Raw genomic sequence first — 21,677 nt, 5'->3', positions numbered from 1 at the left:
CCCATCTATCGCTAGCTAGTAGCGCTACTTGGCTTGCTATGACTAGATAGCATTTGTTCAAAGAAATCTTTTTCTTCATCTATGAGCTTCTTCCAAGCTTCAACACAGCGCGGATCAAAATGCTCTCCGCTTTCCTCATTAATGATGCTCATCGCTTTCTCTAATGACATTGCTCTTCGATAGGAACGTGATGATGTTAACGCATCGAATACGTCTGCGATCGCTGTGACGCGAGCGACTAGAGGGATAGATTCTCCCGACAGCTTGTCTGGATATCCTGTGCCGTTCCACTTCTCATGATGGGAACGAATGATAGCCAGCTCCTCAATCATAAATCCAATCTGCCTACACATGTTATAGCCATCCAGCGGATGCTTTTCAATTAGCCTGCGTTCATCATCGGTTAGCTTACCAGGCTTATTAAGCACGTAGTCGGGAATAAATATTTTCCCAACATCATGGACTAGCCCACCCTGCGCAATCGACTTTAACTGCGATGAGGAAAGTCCCATCTCCTCACCTAGCTTCAAAGCATAGACCGTTACGCGGTAATTATGGCCCGCAGTATAGGCATCCTTTGCTTCTGTTTTCTTCACTAGCTCACTAACACTTTGCGTCATATAGGTTTGAATCCATCGATCAGGATCGGCACGATACAGCTGCTTCACTAAATCCTTAAGTGATTCATTGTTCGAGTATTCATTCACGATAACGATCATCAGAACCATCATGGACAAGAACAATAGTATGTGATGCACCCACCAGCCGATGCCGTTAGGAGAAGTCGTAGCAAGCACCACTTGAGCTGTATTCAGCCAGCCTGTACTGTACACGATAGCGAGCTGTATAGAAAACCGTGAAGCCATATAGGTAATGAGATGCCGATAAACGGTCCACGTGTTCAAGAGCAAAATGATGAGCGTCGTTAGACGAATTGTATGATCATGGAATAAGATAACGTTACCTTCATTGCTTTCAGCGATCCAGATAACTAAACCGACAACGACCATAGCTGCGCACGATATTGGCATCAGCTTTTTTCTATGCTTAATCAAGTATCTGACAAGCATATGATCTGCTGAAAGTGAGCTCAGCCATAGCCAGCATGACGATAGCACTAATGCAAGCTGTGCGTACAAGTAAAAATGCTGCTCTGATACTGCTCCAAGCCTCGGTATCGATAATCCGTGAAGAATGAGCATACCGCCAATCGATGCATAAGCAAGGGATACAAACAATACCTTTATATTTCTAATTTGATGAGCGACTACTCCTATCACAACCGAAATAATGATAGCTAACAAGGCCACCATACCTATCATATATATGAAAGAGGAATGCTTGATTGTATCATGATTAAAGGGCAGTTGTTGCAACCAATAATAAATAATAATAGGTATAATCATTGCTAGTCCTAGCTGAAGCAGCACGAGTCTGCGAGAACGCATAGATGTTCCTCCGTTCCTATTCTCTATCTCAGTTCGTCTTACAGCTCCTTAATCCATGTTCCAATCTCATTGAACGGCATTGGCCTCTTAAAGTAAAATCCTTGCGCCAAATGACAGCCTGCTGCTTGTATAAACTGCAGCTGCGACTCTGTCTCCACACCTTCCGCAATAAGCTGAATTTGCAATTGCTTAGCCAGCCCTATAATAGAGCGCACAATGGCTTGCTTTGTAGGCAACTCAAATTGCTCAATATACTTTTTATCGATTTTTAATGTTTGAAATTGAAGCTCCTCGAGCGACCCTAAGAAGGAATAACCCGAGCCAAAGTTATCCATCGACAATTTAACACCTAGCTTCTGCAACGGTTCGATTTGTTCCTTCACAGCAGCTCCACAGTTCATCAGCATCTGCTCCGTAATTTCAAGCTCTAATAGATGTGGAGATAGCTTTGTTTGTTCTAGTGCACGTTTTGTCATGTCACTTAGACGGTTTGACTCTATTATTTTACTAGATAAATTGACAGAAACGACTAATTCATCATCACTATCTATATTCCACTCATAACAGTCCTTGCATGCTGTGCTAAGTGCCCATTCTGTTATGGGCAATATAAGCCCCGTTTCTTCAGCAATCGGGATAAATTCATCAGGCGTCACAGCACCGATCACCGGACTAGTGTAGCGAAGCAGTGCTTCAAAGCCTATCGGACGATTCGTATTAATGTCCCATTTGGGCTGATAATATAATTGAAATTCTTTCTTCGCAAGAGCGTCGCGCAGCCCTTTTTCAATCTCGAGCCTGCGTATCACTTTATCTTCCATTTCCTTGGAGTACTCGCAATATTGGTTCTTACCTAATTTTTTCGAGTAATACATCGCCGTGTCCGCTGCTTTCAGCAGGCTATTCTTCGTAATTCCGTGCTCTACTGCATAGCTCACACCAATGCTGCAGGTTACTTCAAGCTGGTGCTTTCCTAGTAATATAGGTGAACTAATTTCCTGCAGCAGCTGCTTCGCTGCTTGATGAACCTCTTTCTTCTCGTTATATGGAATGACAATCATAAATTCATCTCCGCCCATGCGAAATACTCGCTTCGGAGGTTCTGCATACCTTCTAAGCTTATCACCCACATGCTGTATTAATTGATCTCCGACATCATGTCCTAGTGTGTCATTAATGTATTTGAATTGATCCAGATCAATAAACAGGACAGCTTGCTTACGATTTACTAAGGAGGTTGTTTTGAAAAATTCGTTCATGGCATGTCGATTATTAAGTCCAGTCAAGGAATCGGTATATGCCATTCTCTTATAAATTAATTGCTCCCATACTTGCGCCAGCCAGGTCAGCAAGATAATAACTACAATTACAACAAGTACAGTAATGAGCAATCTAGCAGGAGCCTGCATCTGTGCCTGCTGGGTTATATATGCGGGATCAATGCACCAGAAAGAGCTTGCCTCCATCCCTACATAGTGCATGCCAGTTACTGCAAAAGCCATAAGCAATGCAGCAGCTGCTCGATGAAGGAAGCTTCCTTTCTTCTTCATTCTCATAAAGAGATTTAGTGCTGCATAGGAGGCTATAAATGCAATAACTGCTGAGAGAGTCCACATGATAGGATCATAGCTAATTGTCATAAATTCATTCATCATAGAGGACATACCGACATAATGCATCGTTACAATGCCTGAGGCCATAAAAAGACTTGCAAGCAGCAGCTTGCCTTGAGATGCTTTCTTACTCGTCACGTAAAATGCTAGCATTGATGCCCCGATACTAGCCAAAACTGATATAAGAGATTTTCCAAAATGATAGTCTATCGGAATAGGCAAGTGAAAGGCAATCATTCCAACAAAATGCATGGTCCATATGCCACAGCCCATAACAAAGCCTGCAATAATTAACCATATCCATGTAATTTTATGTTGTAGCATCGTAACCTTTTTTGTAAGCCCTAATGCTTGGTACGATGTAAAAAAGGCGATAATAAGCGACAATGCGACGATCCATATGTTGTAACTTCCCGTTAATAAAACCAAAATAACCCTCCACTACGATCCGTAAATAAAGATTAATGCAACAATTATATACAACATTATAACCTTTAAATAGCGCTTTACAATTACCTTCGAGCAATAAATTGTCGATTTTTTCGACATTATTCGAGTTTATTCGTCATATCCCTAAAGCGCTTTATTATTTAAGCTTATATTAATGTTTTTCGTAAAGAAATTTGTTATAGTATTAACAGACTTTTATATTTGAGAGGAGTTCAATTGAATGGATAATAAAGAAACGCAATCTCAGCAATTCTCAGAAAACAATGAGGTTGCGGGTAACGCACCTATCGTTAACAACAATGAAAGAAACGGTGGGGGCTCAAAAAACAATCCTTTTTGGATGATCGCATCCATCATATTAGCGATAGCGCTAATATTAGTGATTATCTTCCCAATCGGGGGCAACAAGGAAGAAACACTTGCAACAGTTAATGGTACGAAAATTACACAAAAGGATTTACTTGGCACACTTCAGCAATATTATGGAGACAGCATTACAAGCGTGCTTGATCGTATGATTACGGAAGAGGTTGTTGGACAAGAAGCTAAAGCTAAAAACATTAAGCTTACAGATGCAGACCTTTCAGCTGACATTGCAGCTCTAAAAATTGATTACGGCTCTGAAGAGAATTTCCAAAGCTTCCTATCTTACTATGGCATGACTGAGGACGATCTTAAAAACGAACTTAAACTACAAACCCTTGTACGTCTATTGCTTCAAGATACTGTTGAAGTAACAGATGAAGAAGTTCAAACGTATTTCGATGAGAACAAAAGTAACTTAGGCGGTTCCGCGGAAAAGGTTAAAGCTTCTCATATCCTTGTAACGGACAAGGCACTGGCTGAGGATATTCTTGCTCAATTAAAAGATGGAGCAGACTTTGCTGAATTAGCAGCGCAGTACGGTACTGATGGCACTGCGACAACTGGCGGCGATCTTGGCTTCTTCACTTATGAGGAGATGGTACCTCAATTCTCTGAAGCGGCATTCGCGCTTGAAGTTAATGAGCTAAGCGATATTGTGGAAACGGAGTTCGGTTACCATATTATCCTTAAAACTGACTACCAAGAAGCGACTGAGGCTAACTTTGATACGATGAAGGATGCTATTAAGGTTAAGCTAATTAATGAAGAAATTTATGCGAATAATAGCACATATACAGAGGATCTTCGTTCTAAAGCAAAAATTACGAATAACCTTGTAGAAGATAAAGCAGCTGAAGTACCAGCAACAAACGATACTCCAGCAAACGACTCTGCAGCGAATGAACCTGCAGCAGAATAATTTTGGACAAGCAAAAGGCTTGCGTCACTGAGGACGCAAGCCTTTTGTGTATATATTGTACGCGAGCCTCCGCGTAAGAACGAAAAACCCTTCGTTATATTAATAACCGTCTTGCTTTGCGTCCATTCTATTCACAATTGCTACACTGCTGCTCGCACCGATTCTACTTGCACCAGCTTCCAGCATCGCAATTGCTGTTTCATAATCCCGAATACCGCCTGATGCCTTAACACCGATATTTGGACCTACGGTGGCACGCATTAGCTGAATATGCTCGGTCGTCGCACCGCCTGAGCTAAAACCAGTCGATGTCTTTACATATTGTGCTCCAGCTTCTACTGAAAGCTTACACGCTTCAATAATTTCATCATTGGTTAGTAAGCATGTTTCTAGTATAACCTTAACAAGTGCTCGATCACCCGCAGCAGCAACAACCGCTTCAATATCTGACTTAACTGCGTTTAGCATCCGGCTTTTTAAATAGCCGATATTTAGAACCATGTCAATTTCTGTTGCTCCATCCTCAACCGCCTGCTTCGTTTCCATAGCCTTACTTGCACTGGAAGCAGCTCCTAATGGAAATCCAACAACAGTCGTAATCCCAACTTGCTCAGCGCCTTGCAGTTGCTTCGCAGCAAGCTTTACCCAGCAAGGATTAACACAAACCGTTGCAAAGCTATGTTCAGCCGCCTCCTCACAAAGCGATATAATCGCCTGCTCGGTTGCATCTGGCTTGAGCAGTGTGTGGTCGAGGGTTGATGCTAGATCTCTTCTATCCACATTCATTCTTCCTTCCTTTAGGGGATGTTTAAAAAGCCCAGCTTTGATCACGATGTATTGCAGATAGCTTACTCGACTTCGAATCTTGAACTCAGCCGGGACTTACAGTGCTCACGTACTAATAACGTACGTTCCGCGCTTCACTCCCTAGCTTCATCCAACCTTCTCGGTGCTGAAAGCTGATCTTTTTAAACTTTTATTGGAATAGGTTGTTCAAATCGCACACCTTTGATCACGAGGTTGAACTGTGAGATTACTCGACTTCGAATATTGAATTCAGCCGGACCTTCCAGTGCTCACGTACCAATAACAAGCTCATGCATTCGCCGCCGTTTCCTTCGAAAACGTGTAGCTGCGCTTCTCAGTTCCTAGCTATATTCAACCTTTATTCCACCATTTTAACAGATTCGCTCATCGGTAGCATATGCTTTGGTGCTTAATGTTTATATGTACAGCAAAGCTCAACATCTCTATCACTACCTCATCCCATTGGAATGTGAAGTGATGGAAATGTTGAGCTGATCATTCATTTATGACTTGAATTAAAGAAAGGATGGGTTCACGTTATTAGACAAATGCAAATTTCTATTCACATTATACAAATGAAGAGTAAAAGCATGGTCATGATACCCTGCTTATCATGACCAGCTACTGCTTATTACAATAATTCCTTACGAAGCTCTGCAGCAGATTTAGGTGACAAGTATCCAAGTGGAATATCGAATACCGTTTTAGCACCCTTCTGCCCTTCTTTATGCAGCTTATATGCTGCACGCGCATATGCAACAAGCACACTAGAGGTAAACTCTGGGTTGCTGCCTAGCTTTAAGCCGAACTCCATAATTTGAGTAGAATCTTGACCAGTTTTACCACTGCGAAGCACATAACCACCATGCGGCATTGCAGAATGGTTCTGCTTCAATTCTTCCTCAGTAATGAAATGTACGATGGTTTCATAATCCGCGAAGTAGTTAGGCATTGAAACAATCTCATCCTTAATCTTCGCAAGATCAGCACCTTCCTCAGCTACGACAAAGCACTCACGCAAATGCTTTTCACGCGTTGTAAGCTCCGGGTTTTCACCGTTACGAACACGCTGCACCGCTTCCTCCATTGGAATCGTGTATTGCTTGCCGTCTTTAACTCCAGCTACTCGGCGGATGGCATCTGAGTGACCTTGGCTAACGCCTTTGCCCCAGAATGTATAGCCATTCCCTTCAGGTAGAATTGATTCAAACAGCAATCTATTCATTGAGAATAAACCTGGATCCCAACCAGTCGAGATCACTGCAAGCTTACCGCCTTCTTGTGCAGATGCATCGACTGCATCAAAGTATTCAGGAATACGCGCATGCGTATCGAAGCTGTCTACTACGTTAAACATTTTAGAAAACTGTGGTCCTTGCTCAGGTAGATCTGTTGCGGAGCCTCCGCATAGGATCATGACATCAATGTCATTTACAAAACTTGCTGCCTCTTCAATCGAATATGCTTTTGTGCTCGAAGAGATCGTTGCAGGGTCTCTACGAGTGAAAATTGCATCCAACTGCATATCCGGATTTTGCGCGATGGATAATTCAACTCCACGGCCCAAATTGCCGTATCCTACGATTCCAACGCGAATCCGATTTGTCATAACGTATAACTCACCTTTCTATGTTGTAAATATTAAACCCAACCTCTTGCTTCCATAGCAGCAGAGATGCGTTTGATCGCGATCATATAAGCAGCCTTACGTAGATTTACATCATATTCTTTCGCAAGATCGCGCACTGCCTTATAAGAGTTAATCATATTTACTTCTAGTTTTTCAAGTACTTCTTGTTCGCTCCAGTAATAATTCATCAAATTTTGAACCCATTCGAAGTAAGAAACTGTTACGCCACCTGCATTTGCAAGCACGTCAGGAATAACGATAATTCCTTTTTCCGTTAGAATGCGATCTGCACCTGGAGTTGTTGGTCCATTCGCAGCTTCGGCTACGATTGCTGCTTTAATATCATTTGCATTTTTTGAAGTAATGACGTTCTCAAGTGCAGCTGGCACAAGAACAGTAACGTCAAGCTCAAGCAATTGCTCGTTCGAGATATGATATTGTTGACCGTAATCTAGAATGGAAGCATTATCTTTAAGCTCTCCAACTTTCGCAAGATCTAGTCCATTTGGATCGTAGATGCCGCCTTTAGAGTCAGAAACTGCAACAACTTTGCAGCCAGCTTCGTCAAGCAAACGCGCTGCAATACGACCTGCATTACCAAATCCTTGAATTGCAACTGTTGCATCAGCTGGTGATTTCCCCATATCCTCAAGCGCAGCAAGAATCGTGTAAACACAGCCTTGTGCTGTCGCTTCGTTACGACCTTGAGATCCACCAAGGATAATTGGTTTTCCTGTAATTACACCTGGAGAGTTAACGCCAGCAAGCTTGCTGTACGTGTCCATCATCCAGCCCATTGTTTGAGCGTTTGTATAAACGTCTGGAGCTGGGATATCTTTTTGAGGACCAACAAATGCTGCGATAGCTTCCATAAAGCCGCGGCTAATACGCTCTAGCTCACCTTTGCTATGCTCGCGAGGGTTACAAATAACGCCACCTTTACCGCCGCCATAAGGTAAACCTACTACACCACATTTAAAGCTCATCCACATAGAAAGTGCTTTAACTTCGTCCAATGTCACATCCGGATGGAATCGAATTCCTCCTTTAGTAGGACCGATCGCATCGTTATGCTGTGAACGGTAGCCTTCAAACACACGTACAGAACCATCGTCCATTTTTACTGGGAAGTTTACTGTAAGCACACGCATTGGGCGCTTTAACACGTTCGCAATATGTTCTGGCAAGTTTAATAGAGCTGCTGCAGCATCTACTTGCTGTTGTGCAATCTCATAAGGATTAAGAGTTTCTTGAATAACGGATACTGTCATATTAGATCTGCCCTTCATTTTAGAATTCGATCACCTGATCGTGTCGTTACATACAGCATACTCCTAAATTTAGATTTTGGGAAGATTTTTGTGTGCATTTAGTGCAAATTTTTTTTGGAAAAATCCATTGTCAAATTAACTAACACTATTATGTTATATTTAATCATATTAAGCATCATGTTTGTTAACGTTACTGAGATAAATTGAAATTTCACCCAGAATCGATGCTTGGACACCATATTCAATCCACACATCATGTCAGTTATTTATAGTTTTTCTACTAAAGAAAGTATTGGACAAAGAATTTCAACTCATTAACTATCAGAAATGATTCCTAATTCGCATGCAATACTACTTCTTTTATCTCATGTCCATATCAGTAAGTTCACAATTCGTTCACAATTAACCGATAGGTAAAACAAATGTGCAGAAAGTGCAAACGATCAATAAAATATATTTTTAGTGCAAATAAAAAACACTTATCCGACTGTATAAGAATCAGTCGGATAAGTATTATTCGTAGGTTTGTATTATAATGTGTCATTATTCTACTTTCGATGCATCTTGAATTCTAAGAACAAATCGTTATAGTGAGACAGCATTCTAGGGCCTAAATTCTCATATACCTCAAGCCTTGCGGTTAGCTCCTCATCTGGATAAAAACGCTCGTCACCAGAAATCTCTTCATCTAAAAGCTCCAAAGCTGCCGCGTTTGGTGTCGAATAGCCAACATACTCTGTATTTTGTGCAGCAACCTCAGGATCGAGCATGAAGTTAATAAACTGGTGAGCGCCATCAATATTTCTAGCCGTAGATGGGATGACCATGTTGTCAAACCATAGATTAGAGCCTTCACTTGGCACAATATACTCCAGTGCCTCGTTCTCCCACATAATTTCGGCAGCGTCTCCAGACCACACTAATGCAGCAGCAGCTTCTTCACCGGCCATAAGCATCTTGATCTCATCGCCTACGATTGCTTTTACATTCGGCGTCAAAGTAGAAAGCTTTTGGAGCGCTTCCTGTAGATGCTCTTCATTCGTGTCATTGAGTGAGTAGCCTAATGAGTTTAAGCCCATCCCAATTACCTCACGTGCACCATCAAGCAAGAAGATATTGTTTTTAAGCTGCTCATCCCATAGATCGTCCCAGCTGTCAAACGTCAAGTCACCTACAAGATCTGGATGATAAACGACACCCACCGTCCCCCAGAAATAAGGAATCGAATACTCATTCCCTTCATCAAAGGACAAATCTAAAAATCGTTGATCGATATATTGTAGGTTTGGCACCTTGCTATGATCGATGGGCAGCAATAGATTCTCATCCTTCATCTTCTCAATCGCATACTCAGAAGGGATGCTAATGTCGAAGGTGGTGCCGCCCTGTTTAATTTTAGTCATCATCGCTTCATTAGAATCAAAGGTTTGATAGATAACCTTTAGCCCACTCTCTTCTTCAAAGCGTTCAATGAGCTCAGGGTCAATGTAATCGCCCCAGTTATAAATCGTAATCGTATTGTTTCCAGCATAGCCTTCACTTCTGTTCAGCATATTGACCAGATAGATCAGGGCAAAGCTGGCGATGAAAATAAGCAGAAATATTCTCGTTAGCTGCTTCATCCTTGAGCACCTCCATTCGCTGGACGCTGATTACGGCGCTCGATGTAATAATAGCCAATAACAAGAACAATCGTGAACAAGAAGATCAACGTTGATAGAGCGTTGATCGACAAGGACACACCTTGACGTGCTCGAGAGTAAATCTCAACCGCTAGTGTAGAGTATCCATTACCTGTTACGAAGAAGGTAACAGCAAAATCATCAAGCGAGTACGTTAGCGCCATAAAGAAGCCTGCATATATTCCCGGCTTAATATAGGGCAGAATAACACGCGAGATCACATGCCATGGGCTTGCGCCTAGATCTCGGGCAGCATCAATGAGAGAATTGTTCATTTCCTGTAGCTTAGGTAGTACCATGACGACAACGATCGGTATGCTGAATGCGATATGTGATAGCAATACCGAAGTAAATCCTAGCTGTATGCCAACGATGGTGAACAGAATCAGAAATGACGCACCAATGATAACGTCAGGACTTACAATTAACACATTGTTAAGCGTAAGCAGCGTCGTTTTTGATTTTGATCGTAGAAAATGAATCGCGATCGCACCAAACACGCCGATAATTGTCGCAATAGCTGCCGACAGCAGTGCGATGATAAAGGTATTCAGCACAATAATTAACAGTCTTGTGTCCTGAAGAACCTCCGAGTAATGCTCAAGGGTAAAGCCCTCGAAGCCTTGCATCGTGCCACCGCTGTTAAAGGAATAGATCATTAAATACGCAATAGGTGCGTACAGTACGATAAACACTGCAATCAGATAGAGGTTAGAGAGCTTAAATTTAGCGTTTGACAAGATCTAGCCCTCTCTTTCTTAAGCCCAACAGTCCCATGACAAGAGCCATAATAATGATGAGGAATACAGCGATCGTTGCACCCATTCCCCAGTCCTCCGTAACGAGGAAGTGCTGCTCAATGGCAGTACCAAGCGTAATGACGCGATTACCTGCAATGAGACGAGTCAGCATGAACAGTGATAGGGCAGGAATAAATACCGCGATGCAGCCAGCCTTCACACCGTCAAGCGTCAGTGGGAATATAACCTTACGGAATGTTACCCATGATGAAGCACCCAAATCCCGTGCTGCGTAGATAAGGGAAGGGTTCATTTTCTCAAGTGCATTATATATAGGTAAAATCATAAACGGTATAAAAATATAGACCGACACAAACACAAAGCTAAAATCTGTGAACAGAATCTGCTGATTGCCGATGCCAACAACCTCAAACAGCGCATTAACAATACCGTACGTGCCAAAAATCCCGATAAAGGCATACGCTTTTAATAGTAGGTTAATCCAGCTTGGCAGAATAATTAGCAGCAGCCAAAGCGCTTTATGCTTTGTTTTCGTTAGTAGATAAGCCGTTGGATACGCGACTGCCAATGAGAAGAAGGTGATCAGTAGCGCATACCAGAATGAGCTTAGCGTCATTTTCATATAGACTGGTGTAAAAAACTTCTCGTAATTCGCAAACGTAAATTGTCCTTCTACATTAAAGAAGGAGTAATATACAATAAGCAAGATCGGCGCCACGACAAATAGAACCAGCCACATAAAATATGGGATCAGATATATCGTGCGAGTTCTAGCTTCCATGATTCATCTCCTCGCCAGCGCTGTCTTTAGAATCCACTTCTTCATAGGACTCAAGACGCTTATCAAATTCTTCCTCCGTCTCACCTAGACGCATAACGTGAATCGCCTCAGGCTCAAAATACAACCCAATTCTTTCTCCGACTGTCGCTTTACGTGTACTGTGTACAAGCCATTCATTATTGTTGTCATCATAGCAGCAGATTTCATAATGAACACCGCGGAACAGCAAAGAATCAACTCGCGCAGGCAGCTGACTTGACTGTGGACTCACAATCTCGATATCCTCGGGACGAATAACGATATCGACAATCTCGTTCGGATTCAAGCCTTGGTCTACACACTCGAACTTTTTACCGGAAATCTCTACTTCGAAATCTTGAATCATCTTACCTTTAACAATATTCGATTCCCCAATGAAATCAGCAACGAAGCGATTGATCGGTTCATCGTAAATGTCGATTGGCGTACCCGATTGCTGGATGACCCCTTCATTCAAGACGAATATCTCATCGGACATCGCGAGCGCTTCCTCTTGGTCATGCGTAACAAATATAAACGTAATACCGAGACGACGTTGAAGCTCGCGCAGCTCATACTGCATTTCGGTACGCAGCTTTAAGTCAAGCGCAGATAGCGGCTCGTCAAGCAATAAGATCTCAGGCTCATTGACGATCGCACGTGCAATCGCGACACGCTGACGCTGACCACCAGACATTTCGGTAATTTCTCTATTTTCATAGCCGCTCAGGTTAACAAAGCGAAGCGCCTCAGCCACCTTTTCTTTGATGACAGATTCCTTCAACTTCTTAATGCGCAGGCCAAAGGCAACATTTTCAAACACATTCAGATGCGGAAAAAGCGCATAATCCTGAAATACGGTATTCACTTGGCGTTCATTAGCAGGCTTATTGTTAATGAGCTTGCCGTTAAAGTAAATCTTTCCTTCGGAAGGCGCTGTAAAGCCTGCGATTAGACGTAAAATTGTCGTTTTACCGCAGCCTGAAGGACCAAGAAGCGTATAAAATTTACCACGTTCAATTTCAAAGCTGACATTTTTAAGTACAGCCGGTTCTTGGTCGCTATATCGCTTCGAAACATCCTCAAAGCGAATAATCGTTTGGTCCATTATCATAACTCCTTTATCAGTGCAATTAAAGTGATTATACATGATTACTCACAAATTGTGTTAAAATTCGACACGATCAAAAAATGCATTCGTTTACATTATGTCAATAACTGTATCATTGCATACAAATTAGAGGAAACACCGTAGTTTTACTGCATTTTTGGTTACTTATTCGCATGTTAAACGCTACTTTTTTAGCATTTAGATCTACTTCATTCAAGTACATATGCATGTGCTAAAACCTAGTGCTGTCTCCATTGCTTTTTACTCGCATATGACAGATTACTTGGATGAAATCTGAGTCTTATGTAAGCTTAAGAGCTAGTTTAAAACAGAAGGAACAATCAGCATGGAGCATCAAGTAGCAGTGCCTCCAACGTTAGAATATGTGTTCTAACTTCAAAGGGTCACTACAAAGATGCCTCTACGATTGTTCCTTCTAATAAGTTTTGTTACAGCTTTTATTTCTATCCCTGTCTATTGCTCTGCCGATATTGTTTTACGGTAGCTAAAACGCATAAATATAAATGTGAGTGCAGAGCACACTAGGGCAAATCCGATTAATACGAATGCATTATCCCAGAACATAGCCATATTGCCGCTAGAGATTGCCTGCTTGAATCCTAGTACAGAATACGTCATTGGCAGCAGTGGATTAATGGCTTGCAGCCATTCGGGTACTAGCTCCAGTGGGAATGTACCTGCTGAGCTTGTAAGCTGCAATATTAATAGAACAATAGCAATAAAGCGACCAACATCCTTTAAGGTTACGCATAGCAGCTGGATGAGCATCATAAAGGAGACGCTTGTTATAACCATAAACCCGAAGTATGCTCCCATATTAGCTACCTCTAGATTAAGCACAAGCAGCATCGCTGCTCCTAGCACTAACGCTTGTACAACGGAAATAAGCAAGGTTACAGCCGTTTTCCCCATGTACCAGCTTGTACTATTGGCTGGCTTCAGTGCTGGCTCGCGCATAGAATAAACAATCGTTAATAGCATGCAGCCTACATATAAGCCCAGTGAGATAAAGTACGGTGCAAAGCCCGTTCCATAGTTAGGTACGACTGTGTATGCTTCCTTAACAACCTCAACCGGCTTCGCAAACTGTTGCTTCATATCCTCAGTGAGTGTAAGATTTAATGCTTCACCATCCGCACTTCCTAAGCCCGCTGCAAGCTCATTTGCGCCATCATCCAGCTTAGCAAGTCCAGTTGAAAGCTCCTTGCCTCCAGCAATTAACGAATCGTTACCTGATATTAATTGTGCAATCGAGCTTGGCAGCTGTCCTAGTCCTTCTGCTAGTTGACTAGCACCAGTAGCTGCAGAGTTCGCGCCATCCGCTAGGCTGCCTGCTCCTTGACCTGCTTGATCCACTGCCGCTGTGAGCTGCTCTGCTCCAGCCGCAAGCTTGCCAATACCTGCTGTTACCGCTTGTGAACCAGCTGTAAGCTCTGCTTCACCCTGCTCTTTAGCAAGCAAGCCCTCCGCTAACGCTTCACTACCGGCCAACAGCTGTTTAAATGCTTCACTGCTTGCTAGCTGCTCGTTCTGCTGAGCCAGCTGCTGCAACCCAGCCTGAAGCTTCAGTGCACCTTGCTTTAAGCTTGTTGTTCCTTCACTTGCTTGCAGTAGTCCAGCATCTAAAGCTTTATATTGCTCACTTAACTCTGCTGCACCATGGTTGAGTGCTTGTCCTGCCTGACCAATCTCATTCAGGCCATTATTAAGCGATTGACTTCCCGATTGTAGTGCAGATAAGCCTTCCGACAGCTGTTTACCTGCATCATTCAACTTACCAGCACCTGCTTGCAGCTTAACTAAACCAGCGCCTAATTGCTCCTGACCAGTGATAAGCTTATCGGCACCTTCCTTGGCGTCACCTGCACCACTCGCGATCTGCACCGCACCCTCGCTCGCCGATTGTATGCCTTCGAGAGCATCGCCAATTTTGTCATAAATGGTTTCAAGATACGTCTCTGTTATAGATTGGTTCAACACGGAAGCTAACTCGGAAACAGCAGTATCCCCGATCTGAGAAGCTAAAAAGTTATACGCCTCATTAGGTGTATAGAGCAGCTCCGCTTGCTGTGGTTCATCTGTTGTCAGTGAAACGGCCTGCTCTGAAAATTGCTCCGGAATTTCAAGCATCATATAATATTCATTTTCATCTAAGCCCTGCAACGCCTCTTCTTTTGTTACGAAGCTCCAAGCAAAATCATCTGATTCCTTTAGCTTTTCAACAAATTCATTACCAATGGATAAAGTGTTTTCTTCAAATTCAGCACCCTTGTCTTCATTGACGATCGCTACGGGCACTTTATCAAGCCGTGCGTACGGATCCCAAAAAGCACCTAAAAATAACGCCGAATATAATAAAGGCACGAGCATTACCGCAATGACTGGAATAACAACCTTAGGATTGCGCACAATACTGCCTAGCTCTGCCTTTACTTGATTATTTTTTCTTGCCATGATCTCTCTCCCCTGTCTTATCTAAGCTGTTTAGTTGTGTTGATTGTTAATGAAAGAAAAGAGGGCATCCTCTTAAGAAGATGCCAGTCCTTTTTCCAAGTAAAATCTTAGCTGGGAGGCAATTTCATTTTTTTCCATTGCTGTATGCCGATGCCCCCACTCAACCGCTAGTGCCATATATAGCTTTAAGATGACAAATGCTGTGAGTTCTGGATTGCAGGGTTTAATTTCTTGACGTTCAATCGCTATCTTCACCTTGTCTGCAATATGCTCAATAATTAGGTACTCCATCTGATTAATGGCATCTAGTGCCATTGGTGTACCGATCTCACGCACTTCCTGTGTAAGCTTAAGCGCGAGCTCATGATCCTCACGAAACTCCAGCAATACATTAAGCGCCTCAGACATTTGATTAAAAAAGCTCGACTCCTTGTCCATCGCATTGTCAGATGCAGCCTTCATCTCCTTAAGCATTCGATTAAGCACTTCCTGAAACAGTTCTTCCTTATTTGCAAAAAATGTATAGATCGTGCCTTTACCAACATTAGCAATCTTGGCAACCTGATCCATCGTTGTAGCTTTGTATCCGAACATTGCGAACGATTTACTAGCTGCTTCGACGATAAGTGTCCGACGATCAACATTCATACTTATCACCACCATATCAAAATGACCGAATGACCAAATTCATTTTCTGGTCAGTTCCAGTAACATTATTCTAATAGATGCTTCGTTAGTTTGCAACATTTAATTGTGAACTTTGCGATTTGGTATGTAAAAGCTATAATAGAGCTATGACTTAAAGGAGGTCTTGAAGATGAACGTTACAGAAATTACGACTGCCGAGCAATGGGAGCAAGCATTTGAACGCTCTAAGGAGCATCCTATTGTTGTATTTAAACATAGTACAACCTGCCCTGTCAGCGCTAACGCTTATGAGGAGTTTTCTAATTACTTAGCAGATAAACCGCGCAGTGATGCGGAATATTGGCTCGTTAAAGTAATTGAATCACGTCCAATTTCTTTACAAATTGCAGATGACACTGGCATTAAGCATGAATCACCACAAATCATGCTGCTGCAAAATAAAGAAAAGGTTTGGAGCGCATCACATTGGTCAGTAACAAAGGCTCATATTACAGCTGTATTGGACTAATCAATGCTTATTGCTTAACAAAAAGGAAGTGTGCTTGGGTTGCACACTTCCTTTTTGTTAGTCATTTTAATGAAATAGACGGTATCTTTTACCGTATCTCGCACCATAGTGAATAATACGTGCTACCGCTTGACGGTCTCTCAGCACTACAAACATTAAGTGATCTGGATTAGTATTATATTCAATAATCCATGGCTTTAAATTGTAATCGAGGGCAATATCAAGTCCAATTTCATTTAGCGATGGCCAATGCTTTCGCACCTCATGCATAACGGCAAGACTTAAAGTCTTCATACGCGGCAATGCAACGTTACGTTGATAAGGTGTAAGCAGGCTGTCAACCGAACCTACCGATCCCCCACCCGCTCCATTGCTTACCACTCTGCCTCGCTTAGAAATGCGTCCTGCTATGCCTGTAACCTCAAATCGTCCATTAGGACTGCGCTGTACCACTACACGAAAATCGTATATTTTTCCGTGGTAACGAAGTGAATGTATACCCTTTTGTACGATATACGATTCACCCTTCGTCTTCTTTAAAATAGCTGAATACAATTCATCGAAGCTTTTATAGCTTTTCACTTTTGCACCTGTATGACAGGAATAGCGCAAACCTTGTTTCTTAATACGAATTACACCACGCCCCATGGAACCATTCCGAGGTTTAACATAGACCATTCCATATTTGTTTACCATTCGCATTAGTGAAGCTCTCGTCATATAGCTAGTTGAGGGAATATGAGCACGAATAAACTCGTTACCTAATAGAATCGATGTTTTAATGAGCTTATTAGAACGTCTTCCCTTTGTCTTTCTTTTAGCCGAAATCATTGCTCTAGGCTGCTTCATCGCGATTACTCCTTTCTCGAAGAAATCCTCTTATAGCATATGTTTCTAGAACAAGATTCGATATGGACATCAACCTGCTCAGCTAGTGCATCCTGTATGAAGATTTAAATATCCATCTTTCAATGAAGATCGTTCGCAACTTGTAAGCGAGCAGCGCAGCTTACGTCTTTGTTACGTGAGCCCCACAGTCTTCGGTTGAACCTCATATTCGATGCCGACTAAGCTACAACGCATTCCATTGTCATCAAAGTTGAGCATTTTAAATATCCTCTTTCCAATGAAGATTTAAAATCTCGGCTTTCAGGACCAAGAAGATGAGGTGAAACTAGAAAACGAGGAGCGCAGCGTACGCCATTGGTACGTGAGCACCACAGTTTTCGGTTGAACCTCATATTCGACGCCGACTAAGCTACAACGCATTCCATCGTCATCAAAGTCGAGCATTTTAAATATCCTCTAAAGCTGTGTTAAACTATATGTAACTTAATAATCTCAGCCAAAAGGAGTAGAAACAATGCGTTATAAACATCTAGCTTTACTTATCAGCGTATTGCTTATTTTAAGTGGGTGTGGAAACAACAATGAACAGCCACAGGAGACTACTGAGCCTCAGTATTCCAATGCATCACTACAGCTGCTTGACTCCAACAAGCATCCAGAAATAACCATTGAGATGAGTAACGGGGGAATTATTAAAATCGAGCTTTATCCTGAAATTGCCCCTAACACGGTGAGCAGCTTTGTATCGTTAGTCCAGGAAGGCTTCTACGATGGGGTCATATTCCATCGTGTTATTCCGGGCTTTATGATTCAAGGTGGAGATCCGACTGGAACGGGTACGGGTGGCCCAGGATACACAATCAAAGGAGAATTTACAGCTAATAACTTTGATAATCCGATGGTGCATGCACGCGGCGTTATTTCTATGGCTCGAACATCACAAAGCATGGATAGTGCGGGCTCACAGTTTTTCATAATGCACGCTGACTCTCCTCATCTAGACGGACAGTACGCTGCATTTGGTGAAGTGACAGAAGGTATGGAAGTTGTAGATGAAATCGCAGCGCAAAAGCGTGGTGCACAGGACAAGCCTTTAGAACCACTTGCGATGAAAAAGGTAACGGTAGACCTGCGCGATAGCGAGCTCCAGGAGCTTGTTAAAGAGTAGAGCTTGTTACAGGGGAGGGGAAATCTGATGATATTAAAGGATGCCAACGATAAGGGAGCTCAAAAGGAAGTCCCTCTTTCTAAAGTAAGGAGCAATCAAATTGGTATTGTTATCAGTATAGCGATTGCGATTGTATTTGATTTACCATGGGTATTTGCTGTTTTATGGCTAATCCAAGTGCTGACATTGCTGTTCGGTCCTGGCGCTAATGTATTTGTTACACTGCTTGAACCTTTAGCGAAGTCCATCTACGGAAAAAAGAACACCGAGGCTGCTGAGCTTGTCAAATTCAACCTCAGTATCGGATTCACCTTCCTTACACTATCTATGTTGTGCTTGTCGCTACAATGGACACTTGCTGCCAACATCATCGCTGGTCTAATGGGATTAGCGGCACTAGCTGCATTACTAGGCTATTGCATTGGCTGTACGATCTACTTCCAATACAAGAAGTACAAAGCGCTTCGAGGACAGACAAAATCTTAATGATAAAAGCAAGCTGGGGTATTCTCACAGGACATGACTTCATGTCCAGAGAACACCCCAGCTTTTTTTACTTCCCTCTCATCGACCCACTACAACACAGCCCATCGTCATCAAAGGCCGTTTTAAATTACCCCTCCATTAGAGATTTAAAACGCTCGGCTTTCAGCGCTCGAACCTTCTTATGGAAGGAGGGTCGCTTATAGAGCGAATGAGCTCCGCTGTCGCAATTACTAGAAAACGAGTAGCGCAGCGTACATTACCTGGTACGTGAGCAACGTAGTTTTCGGTTGAACCTCATATTCGACGTCGAATCCTCTTCAAAGAAGTTCCACCTTCATCAAAGGCGTGCGTTTTAAATTACCCCTACAATAGAGATTTAAAACGCTCGGCTTTCAGCGCTCCGCTCATTCCCTCTATCGCTCGAACCTTCTTATGGAAGGAGGGTCGCTTATAGAGCGAATGAGCTCCGCTGTCGCAATTACTAGAAAACGAGGAGCGCAGCGTACGTAATTGGTACGTGAGCACCGGAGTTTTCGGTAGCGTGCAATATTCGACGTCGACTAAGCGACAAAGCAATTCCATCGTCATCAAAGGCGTGCGAGTTAAATGACCCCTACAATAAAGATTTAAAACGCTCGGCTTTCAGGACCAAGAAGATTGCACGATACTAGAAAACGAGGAGCGCAGCGTACGTAATTGGTACGTGAGCACCGGAGCTTTCGGTAGCGTGCAATATTCGATGTCGACTAAGCTACAACGCAATCCATCGTCATCAAAGGCGTGCGTTTTAAATATCCTCTCCAATAAAGATTTAAAACGCTCGGCTTTCAGGACCAAGAAGATTGCACGATACTAGAAAGCGAGGAGCACAGCGTACGTAATTGGTACGTGAGCACCGGAGTTTTCGGTAGCGTGCAATATTCGACGTCGACTAAGCTACAACGCAATCCATCGTCATCAAAGTCGTGCGTTTTAAATTTCCTTATATGACCTCTCCAAGTGGCTGTTCTTCTGCTTCTTCAAGCACCAACACCCCACTCTGCACCGCCAGTCGCTGCTCGTAGACAATTAAGCTGCGCAGCCTCTCAAAATCAGGACGCACAATTAAGTTCTCCATATAAGCAGAACGGCGTGCAAATGGTCTGCGTGCACGATTCAAATTCGCAATGATGCCAGCTGAGTTCTGAATCCCTACACCATGTCCAAAGAATAAGTCATAGTCCAGCATGACAGCATTTTCACCCTGCCATTCTGGATGTCGCGGATGATGATCTGGATTGCGGAAATAGCATACATCTCCAGGGTAGACATCACTTAGATCATAGCTAGCGACAAGCTGTAGATCGTAGTCCTTTTGCCATTCTCTCAAGAACAGGTTCTGAAAATAGTAGTTGAAGGTCGCATCGCCTATCGTTTCTAGTGCTGCTCGATAATATAAGATGATAATGGCACCTGAGCATTCAAATGCATACAAATGACCATTGATAAATATATCTCGAATCGCATCGGATGGTTTTACATCTCCACGCAGCAAAAATCCTCCATTACGGGTCCGAATCCAATAAGCTGGATTACATCTCGAATTAAAAAATGTCGCGAACTGGGCCCCGCTTTGAAACATCGCATATGAAGCCTCTACTGTATGTCTTCTCATTTTTAGCTCGAACTTCAGGGCAGCCAATGAGGAATACTCATAGCGATTACGGCTAGCTATTTTCCAGCGTACGATTTTTTGCTCGACTTCTGGTAAGCTGTCAATATTCAGCTCATTGAGTGAGCCTGCTTTAAGTACGATCACGTCAATAACCTCCTATGCCTATGCATCGTTAGGTTATTGTACGCCCGCTTCTAGTAAATGGTGAATAAATGCCTAATTTATTTATCCAAGATACCAGCCTTGATTAGTCCATTGCGAATCCCTTGCTCATCTACATGCGTCGTTACATAATCCGCATAAGGAATCACTTCAGGATGCGCATTGCCCATCGCGATCCCAAAGCCAACATACTCAAGCATCTCTTTATCGTTCAGGCCATCTCCGAAGGCAATGGCTTCAGACTTATCGAAACCTAGCTCAGCGAGCATCGCTTCAATGCCCTTTGCTTTTGAGCCGCCAATAGGCAGCACATCAAGTGCATCCTCATGCCAACGGATAAATGTTAGGCGATCATGAAATGGCTCATAGTGTGCTTCTTCATCATGCAGCGCATGAAGGAACATTTGATAAATTGGCTCCTTTGTCCAAAAATCATGCTCATGCTCAGGAAAATGTACCTTTAATGAACCAACAGAACGCAGCACCCGTTCATTGTCCACTTGATCCGTCGTGTAGCGCGTCTCACCTTCAAAGCAAAGGGCATGTCCCTGCTCACGCGCAACGGTTACGAACGCTTCAACTGTCGCTGGATCAATCGGATTATGATAGATCGGCTTCCCCTTATATACGGCATATGCACCGTTCAAGCATACGAAGGATTCAATGCCAACCTCCTCGAGCAATGATTGCAGGAAGTAAGGAGCACGACCTGTTGCGATGACGGGCTCTACCCCTTTCGCCTTTGCTTCAGCTATGGCAGCAATCGTATCCTGTGGAATAACTTTTTCTTCATTAACTAGAGTTCCATCAATATCAAAAAATGCGATTTTATAAGTCATGTTCTCTCTCCTATGTTCTATATCTATCTAT

Annotated in this window: 18 protein-coding genes; 4 read left to right on the top strand and 14 right to left on the bottom strand. The window is 42.8% G+C overall.

Going from position 1 to position 21,677, the window contains the following annotated elements:
* Positions 1-11 precede the first annotated feature (11 nt).
* Positions 12-1,448 carry an HD-GYP domain-containing protein gene (locus tag M3180_RS10465; protein WP_251667387.1) on the bottom strand — a complete coding sequence of 479 codons (1,437 nt, stop codon included), beginning with the start codon at positions 1,446-1,448 and terminating at the stop codon, positions 12-14.
* 38 nt (positions 1,449-1,486) lie between these two features.
* Positions 1,487-3,490: a bifunctional diguanylate cyclase/phosphodiesterase gene (locus M3180_RS10460; RefSeq protein ID WP_251667379.1), complete on the bottom strand. Its 2,004-nt coding sequence runs from the start codon at positions 3,488-3,490 to the stop codon at positions 1,487-1,489.
* A gap of 241 nt (positions 3,491-3,731) precedes the next feature.
* Between M3180_RS10460 and M3180_RS10455 the strand changes: the two genes are divergently transcribed.
* Positions 3,732-4,796, top strand: a complete 1,065-nt coding sequence (locus tag M3180_RS10455) for a peptidylprolyl isomerase (protein ID WP_251667377.1) — start codon at positions 3,732-3,734, stop codon at positions 4,794-4,796.
* Between the two features lie 99 nt (positions 4,797-4,895).
* Here M3180_RS10455 and deoC read toward each other — a convergent pair whose 3' ends face one another.
* From deoC to M3180_RS10410, 9 genes are all read right to left on the bottom strand, one after another.
* Positions 4,896-5,576, bottom strand: a complete 681-nt coding sequence (gene deoC, locus M3180_RS10450) for a deoxyribose-phosphate aldolase (RefSeq protein WP_251667373.1) — start codon at positions 5,574-5,576, stop codon at positions 4,896-4,898.
* A gap of 658 nt (positions 5,577-6,234) precedes the next feature.
* Positions 6,235-7,212, bottom strand: coding sequence for a diaminopimelate dehydrogenase (locus M3180_RS10445; protein ID WP_251667372.1), 978 nt, complete (start codon positions 7,210-7,212; stop codon positions 6,235-6,237).
* 32 nt (positions 7,213-7,244) lie between these two features.
* Positions 7,245-8,522 (bottom strand): Glu/Leu/Phe/Val family dehydrogenase, encoded by a 1,278-nt coding sequence (locus tag M3180_RS10440; RefSeq protein ID WP_432806926.1) that lies wholly within the window; start codon positions 8,520-8,522, stop codon positions 7,245-7,247.
* A 530-nt stretch (positions 8,523-9,052) separates the two neighbouring features.
* Positions 9,053-10,126, bottom strand: a complete 1,074-nt coding sequence (locus M3180_RS10435) for an ABC transporter substrate-binding protein (RefSeq protein WP_251667371.1) — start codon at positions 10,124-10,126, stop codon at positions 9,053-9,055.
* Positions 10,123-10,926 carry an ABC transporter permease gene (locus tag M3180_RS10430; protein WP_285855684.1) on the bottom strand — a complete coding sequence of 268 codons (804 nt, stop codon included), beginning with the start codon at positions 10,924-10,926 and terminating at the stop codon, positions 10,123-10,125. Before M3180_RS10430 ends, M3180_RS10435 begins: the two co-directional genes overlap by 4 nt.
* Entirely contained in the window at positions 10,913-11,728 is an 816-nt protein-coding gene (locus M3180_RS10425; RefSeq protein WP_251667370.1) for an ABC transporter permease, read from the bottom strand. The genes M3180_RS10430 and M3180_RS10425 overlap by 14 nt, the downstream gene beginning before the upstream one ends.
* Positions 11,718-12,854 carry an ABC transporter ATP-binding protein gene (locus M3180_RS10420; RefSeq protein WP_251667368.1) on the bottom strand — a complete coding sequence of 379 codons (1,137 nt, stop codon included), beginning with the start codon at positions 12,852-12,854 and terminating at the stop codon, positions 11,718-11,720. Before M3180_RS10420 ends, M3180_RS10425 begins: the two co-directional genes overlap by 11 nt.
* 477 nt (positions 12,855-13,331) lie before the next feature.
* The gene (locus M3180_RS10415; RefSeq protein ID WP_251667367.1) at positions 13,332-15,332 is read right to left on the bottom strand and encodes a YhgE/Pip domain-containing protein; all 2,001 of its coding nucleotides are present in this window, start codon (positions 15,330-15,332) and stop codon (positions 13,332-13,334) included.
* A gap of 72 nt (positions 15,333-15,404) precedes the next feature.
* Positions 15,405-15,980 (bottom strand): TetR/AcrR family transcriptional regulator, encoded by a 576-nt coding sequence (locus M3180_RS10410; protein ID WP_251667366.1) that lies wholly within the window; start codon positions 15,978-15,980, stop codon positions 15,405-15,407.
* A gap of 169 nt (positions 15,981-16,149) precedes the next feature.
* On the opposite strand from M3180_RS10410, the gene ytxJ reads away from it, so the two are divergent.
* Complete coding sequence (gene ytxJ, locus M3180_RS10405) at positions 16,150-16,488, top strand: bacillithiol system redox-active protein YtxJ (protein ID WP_251667363.1); 339 nt, start codon at positions 16,150-16,152, stop codon at positions 16,486-16,488.
* A gap of 66 nt (positions 16,489-16,554) precedes the next feature.
* On the opposite strand, the gene M3180_RS10400 is transcribed toward ytxJ, so the two are convergent.
* Positions 16,555-17,337 (bottom strand): YheC/YheD family protein, encoded by a 783-nt coding sequence (locus M3180_RS10400; RefSeq protein WP_251667362.1) that lies wholly within the window; start codon positions 17,335-17,337, stop codon positions 16,555-16,557.
* A gap of 514 nt (positions 17,338-17,851) precedes the next feature.
* Between M3180_RS10400 and M3180_RS10395 the strand changes: the two genes are divergently transcribed.
* Positions 17,852-18,505 (top strand): peptidylprolyl isomerase, encoded by a 654-nt coding sequence (locus M3180_RS10395; RefSeq protein ID WP_251667361.1) that lies wholly within the window; start codon positions 17,852-17,854, stop codon positions 18,503-18,505.
* A 27-nt stretch (positions 18,506-18,532) separates the two neighbouring features.
* Positions 18,533-18,991 carry a DUF4395 family protein gene (locus M3180_RS10390; RefSeq protein ID WP_251667360.1) on the top strand — a complete coding sequence of 153 codons (459 nt, stop codon included), beginning with the start codon at positions 18,533-18,535 and terminating at the stop codon, positions 18,989-18,991.
* Positions 18,992-19,973: 982 nt separating this feature from the next.
* Here the strand turns inward: M3180_RS10390 and M3180_RS10385 are convergent.
* Positions 19,974-20,789, bottom strand: a complete 816-nt coding sequence (locus tag M3180_RS10385) for a protein-glutamine gamma-glutamyltransferase (protein ID WP_251667358.1) — start codon at positions 20,787-20,789, stop codon at positions 19,974-19,976.
* Positions 20,790-20,866: 77 nt separating this feature from the next.
* Entirely contained in the window at positions 20,867-21,646 is a 780-nt protein-coding gene (locus tag M3180_RS10380) for a Cof-type HAD-IIB family hydrolase (RefSeq protein WP_251667357.1), read from the bottom strand.
* Positions 21,647-21,677 lie beyond the last annotated feature (31 nt).

This window comes from Paenibacillus camelliae (genome assembly GCF_023715345.1).
Lineage (GTDB): Bacteria > Bacillota > Bacilli > Paenibacillales > Paenibacillaceae > Pristimantibacillus > Pristimantibacillus camelliae.
The sequence above is the reverse complement of the archived record's forward strand: the minus strand, read 5'-3'. Positions and strand labels throughout refer to the sequence as shown.

Bases quoted from the DNA above. Each gene is read 5' to 3' on its own strand.
- M3180_RS10465 (WP_251667387.1), bottom strand. From the start codon at position 1,448: ATGCGTTCTCGCAGACTCGTGCTGCTTCAGCTAGGACTAGCAATGATT.
- M3180_RS10455 (WP_251667377.1), top strand. From the start codon at position 3,732: ATGGATAATAAAGAAACGCAATCTCAGCAATTCTCAGAAAACAATGAG.
- M3180_RS10445 (WP_251667372.1), bottom strand. From the start codon at position 7,212: ATGACAAATCGGATTCGCGTTGGAATCGTAGGATACGGCAATTTGGGC.
- M3180_RS10440 (WP_432806926.1), bottom strand. From the start codon at position 8,522: ATGAAGGGCAGATCTAATATGACAGTATCCGTTATTCAAGAAACTCTT.
- M3180_RS10435 (WP_251667371.1), bottom strand. From the start codon at position 10,126: ATGAAGCAGCTAACGAGAATATTTCTGCTTATTTTCATCGCCAGCTTT.
- M3180_RS10425 (WP_251667370.1), bottom strand. From the start codon at position 11,728: ATGGAAGCTAGAACTCGCACGATATATCTGATCCCATATTTTATGTGG.
- M3180_RS10420 (WP_251667368.1), bottom strand. From the start codon at position 12,854: ATGGACCAAACGATTATTCGCTTTGAGGATGTTTCGAAGCGATATAGC.
- M3180_RS10415 (WP_251667367.1), bottom strand. From the start codon at position 15,332: ATGGCAAGAAAAAATAATCAAGTAAAGGCAGAGCTAGGCAGTATTGTG.
- M3180_RS10410 (WP_251667366.1), bottom strand. From the start codon at position 15,980: ATGAATGTTGATCGTCGGACACTTATCGTCGAAGCAGCTAGTAAATCG.
- ytxJ (WP_251667363.1), top strand. From the start codon at position 16,150: ATGAACGTTACAGAAATTACGACTGCCGAGCAATGGGAGCAAGCATTT.
- M3180_RS10400 (WP_251667362.1), bottom strand. From the start codon at position 17,337: ATGAAGCAGCCTAGAGCAATGATTTCGGCTAAAAGAAAGACAAAGGGA.
- M3180_RS10395 (WP_251667361.1), top strand. From the start codon at position 17,852: ATGCGTTATAAACATCTAGCTTTACTTATCAGCGTATTGCTTATTTTA.
- M3180_RS10390 (WP_251667360.1), top strand. From the start codon at position 18,533: ATGATATTAAAGGATGCCAACGATAAGGGAGCTCAAAAGGAAGTCCCT.
- M3180_RS10380 (WP_251667357.1), bottom strand. From the start codon at position 21,646: ATGACTTATAAAATCGCATTTTTTGATATTGATGGAACTCTAGTTAAT.